Raw genomic sequence first — 4319 nt, 5'->3', positions numbered from 1 at the left:
AGGCCGGCTGCATCCGCTTCGGAGACTTCGTCCTGAAGTCAGGGCGGCGCTCGCCGATCTACCTGGACCTGCGCCGGCTGGTCTCCTTCCCAAGCCTGCTGGAAACCGTGGCCGGCCTCTACGCGGAGCGGCTGGCCGGGCTGACCTTCGACCGCGTGGCCGCCCTCCCCTATGCCGCGCTGCCCATCGGCACGGCCGTCGCCCTGCGCACCGGGCGTCCGCTGTTGTATCCGCGCAAGGAGGCAAAGGCCTACGGCACCGGGCAGCGTCTGGAAGGGGACTTCCGGCCAGGGGAGACCGTGGTGGTCCTGGACGACGTGCTGACCACCGGGGCCAGCAAGCAGGAGGCCATCCAGGTCCTGGAGGCGGCCGGGCTGCGGGTCCGCGACATCGTGGTGCTGGTGGACCGGGAGCAGGGCGGGCGGGAGGAACTGGAGGCCGCCGGCTACCGGGTCCACGCGGTCTTCACGCTGACGGCCCTGCTGGAGGCCCTGGTGGCGGAGGGTCTGCTCGACGCCCCGACGCGGGATCGCCTCCGGGCCGCCTTGTGGGGGGCGCCGGAGGAGGGCCCTGGCTGATCCGGAGGACCCCACCGATGGGACCCATTGGCGGCCTGGACCTCTCCTGTGAGATCGCGGGGGTGCGCCTGTCCAACCCCCTGGTGCTGGCCTCGGGGATCCTGGGGACCAGCGCGGTGCTGCTGATCCGCGTGGCCCGGCTGGGGGCGGGGGCCGTCACCGCCAAATCGGCCACCCGCCTTCCCCGTGTCGGCCATCCGAGCCCCATCCTGTTCGACTGGGGCCACGGCCTGATCAACGCCGTCGGGCTGACCAACCCCGGGGCGGAGGGCATGGCGGAGATCCTGCGGGCGGCGAAAGCAGGGCTGGCGCCCCTGGGCGTGCCCCTCATCGCCAGCGTCTTCGCCGCCAGCGTGGAAGAGTTCGTGGAGGTAGCCCGGATGCTGGCGGCGGCGGGGCCGGACCTGATCGAGTTGAACCTTTCGTGTCCCAACGTCGCCTCGGAATACGGGGAGATCTTCGCCGCCAACCCGAGGGCGACCGCCGAGGCCGTGGCCGCGGTCAAGGCCGCTGTCCCCTGCCCGGTCCTGGCCAAACTGGCCCCGCACGTCCCGGACATCGCCCGCATCGCCCGGGCGGCGGAGGAGGCGGGGGCCGACGGCATCACGGCGGTCAACACCATGCCCGGGATGGTCATCGATGTGGAGGCCGGCCGGCCGGTCCTGACCAACCGGGAGGGTGGGATCTCTGGCCCCGCCCTGAAGCCCATCGCCGTCCGCTGCGTCTACGAGATCGCCCGGGCGGTGCGCATCCCGATCATCGGGACCGGGGGGGTGCTCACCGGCGAGGACGCCATCGAGATGATCATGGCGGGGGCCACGGCGGTCGGCGTGGGCTCGGCGGTCGCCTACCGGGGCATGGGGGCCTTCCAGGCCATCCGATCGGAGATGGAGGACTGGCTGGCCGCCCACGGCTACCGATGCCTGGCCGAGATCCGGGGCCTCGCCCACCGGCGGTGAGCCCGTCGGGAAAGCCGTTGTCCCCTCGCTTTTCCCTGTGGTAGGATCGAGGAGGGCCGAACTTCCAGGAGAAAAGGACCCGGAGCGATGGAGATCGCGTGGTTCGGTTTGAGTTGTTTCCGCATCCGCAGCCGGACGGCGACGATCGTCACCGATCCTTACGATAAGAGCGTGGGGCTGAGCCTCCCCCGCCTCAAGGCGGATATCGTGACGGTCAGCCACGATGCCCCCGGCCACAACGCTGTCCGCGCCGTGCGGGGCGAGCCGCGGGTGATCAGCGGGCCGGGGGAGTATGAGATCGGCGGCGTGTTCATCACCGGCCTGGAGATCCGGCCCGAGGGCAAGCGCAAGCGCGATCGGGCCCGGCGGAACACGATCTTCGTCTTCGAACTGGAGGACATGCGGGTCTGCCATCTGGGGGACCTGCAGCACGTCCCCTCCCAGGCCGAGGTGGAAGAGGCCCTCGGAGAGGTCGATGTGCTCCTCATCCCGGTGGGTGACGGCGAGGCCCTCAACGCCGCCCAGGCCGCCGAGGTGGTCCGCCGGCTGGAGCCCCGCCTGGTGATCCCGATGCATTACCGGGTCCCCGGCCTGAGCCTGCGGCTGGACCCCGTTCAGAAGTTCCTCAAGGAGATGGGCAGCGAGAAGGCCCCAACCCTCGACGTCCTGAAGATCTCTCGATCGGACCTCCCAGAGGAGACCCAGGTGGTCGTCCTCCATCTGCAGGCCCAGGAAGAAGGATGAGGCGGCGTTGGTCCCAGCACGCCCAGGGGCTTCTGCTGGCCGCCCTCGGGCTCGGGATGGCGGCGTGTCGCCCCGCGCCCCTTCCCCCTCCGACGCCGACGCGAGATCCCCGTTTGCAGATCGCCATCGAGGCCCTCCGGCGGGGGGAAGCGGCGGCCGCTGTGCGTCTGCTGGAGGGGGCCCGAGAAGCCCATCCCGGGGATCCGGAAGTCTGGTCCCTGCTGGGGGCCGCCTATGCTGCCCTCGACCGCCTGGAGGAAGCGGAGGGAGCCTATCGGGAGGCCCTGCGGCGGGCCCCGCGCCATGAGGGGGCCCTGTTGGGCCTGGGCATCCTCGCCGATCGGCGTGGGCGTTGGGAGGAGGCCGCGGCGGCCTTCCAGGCCGTCCTCTCGGTGAACCCCCGCCACGCCCGGGCATGGGCAGGGTTGGGCACGGCCTGGCTCCAGCAGGGTCGGATCGCAGAGGCGCGGCAGGCCTTCGAGGCGGCCCTCCGTTGGCAGCCGGATCTGGCGGCTGCCTACGTCGGACGGGGGAACCTCCGCATGCTGGAGGGCGACTTCGACGGCGCGGAGGCGGATCTGCGGCAGGCCCTCGCCCTCCAGCCGGACATGCCCGAGGCCCTGTATGGGCTCGGGCGCCTGCTGGCCCACCGGGGGAAAACAGCGGAGGCCCGGGCGCTGCTCCGTCGGTTCCTGGAGGCCCGACCTCCCGCTCCCTTCGCCTGGGAAGCCGAGGCTCTCCTGCGGTGGCTGGAAGGGGCCCCGTGATCGCCTCGGCCGTGTCCGCTGCCCCGCGCCTTGTGGTCCCGCAGCGGGCCTGAGTATAATCCAAACAGACCCTGGCGCGCTCCGGAGCGAACCGCCGATGCCCTTCGCCCTCTATCGGAAATGGCGTCCCCGACGGTTTGAGGAGGTGGTCGGCCAGGAGCACGTCACCCGCACCCTCCGCAACGCCCTGCGCCTGGGCCGCATCGCGCACGCTTACCTTTTCGCCGGGCCGCGGGGCACCGGCAAGACCACCACCGCGCGCCTGTTGGCCAAGGCGGTGAACTGCCTGGCCGAGGCCGTCGAGGAGCGCCCCTGCGATCGCTGCCGGATCTGCCAGGCGGTCAACGAGGGCCGCCTCATCGACCTGATCGAGGTCGACGCCGCCTCCAACCGGGGCATCGACGAGATCCGGGATCTGCGGGAGCGGGCCCGTTTCTCCCCCAGCGAGGCCCGCTACAAGGTCTACGTCATCGACGAGGCCCATATGCTCACCCCGGAGGCCTTCAACGCCCTGCTCAAGACCCTGGAGGAGCCGCCGCCGCACGTGATCTTCGTCCTGGCCACCACGGAGCCCCACCGCATCCCGGCCACCATCCTCTCCCGCTGCCAGCGCTTCGACTTCCGCCGCCTTTCCACCGCCGAGATCGCTGGGCGGCTTCAGGAGATCGCGGCCGTCGAGGGCCTTTCGGCCGAGCCCGAGGCCCTGACCTGGATCGCCCGGCAGGCCACCGGCAGCCTGCGGGACGCGGTGACGTTGCTGGACCAATTGGCGGCTGAGGGGGAGCCCATCACCGTGGAACGGGTGCGCCGGGCGCTGGGCGCCGGACGGTGGGAGCTGGTGGTCGAGATCGTGGAGGCGCTCGGGGAGGACCAGATCGCGCGGGGGCTGATCCTCCTGGCCCAGGCGGTGGCGGAGGGGGCCCATCCGCAGCAACTGGCCCGTCAGATCGTGGAGCACCTGCGGGCGGTGATGTGGACCCAGTGGGGGGACGCAAATGCCTTGGACCTGCCTGCCGAACAGGCGGCGGCCGCCCGGCGGCACGCGGCGAGCCTCCCCCCGGAGGCCCTGCCCCGCCTGATCCGCCTGTTCACGGCGGCTGGGACCGACGTCCGCAGCGCCTGGCAGCCCCAACTGGCCCTGGAGCTGGCCTTCGTGGAGGCCGCTGTAGCCTGTCGGCAGGCGCGATCCGCTCGGCTCCCGGCCGCCTCCGGGCCGCTTCCGGTGGCGGCCTCCTCCGCTTCGACCCCGCCGGCGCCGGTCCCAACGGCTG

5 protein-coding genes are annotated in these 4319 nt (G+C 72.0%); all 5 read left to right on the top strand.

What is annotated here, in order from left to right; translation table 11 throughout:
• Nucleotides 1–578: orotate phosphoribosyltransferase (pyrE, locus tag C4313_RS11185; RefSeq protein ID WP_352429938.1), on the top strand; the 578-nt coding region annotated here is incomplete at its 5' end.
• 17 nt (nucleotides 579–595) lie between these two features.
• Complete coding sequence (locus C4313_RS11180; RefSeq protein ID WP_352429937.1) at nucleotides 596–1537, top strand: dihydroorotate dehydrogenase; 942 nt, start codon at nucleotides 596–598, stop codon at nucleotides 1535–1537.
• 87 nt (nucleotides 1538–1624) lie between these two features.
• Entirely contained in the window at nucleotides 1625–2281 is a 657-nt protein-coding gene (locus tag C4313_RS11175; RefSeq protein ID WP_352429936.1) for an MBL fold metallo-hydrolase, read from the top strand.
• Nucleotides 2278–3048: a tetratricopeptide repeat protein gene (locus C4313_RS11170; protein ID WP_352429935.1), complete on the top strand. Its 771-nt coding sequence runs from the start codon at nucleotides 2278–2280 to the stop codon at nucleotides 3046–3048. Before C4313_RS11175 ends, C4313_RS11170 begins: the two co-directional genes overlap by 4 nt.
• A 97-nt stretch (nucleotides 3049–3145) precedes the next feature.
• On the top strand, nucleotides 3146–4319 hold a 1174-nt coding region (gene dnaX / locus C4313_RS11165; protein ID WP_352429934.1), incomplete at its 3' end, for a DNA polymerase III subunit gamma/tau.

Origin of the sequence: Thermoflexus sp. (assembly GCF_040289485.1) — a bacterium.
GTDB lineage: Bacteria > Chloroflexota > Anaerolineae > Thermoflexales > Thermoflexaceae > Thermoflexus.
This window is presented reverse-complemented; position numbering and strand designations above follow the sequence as displayed.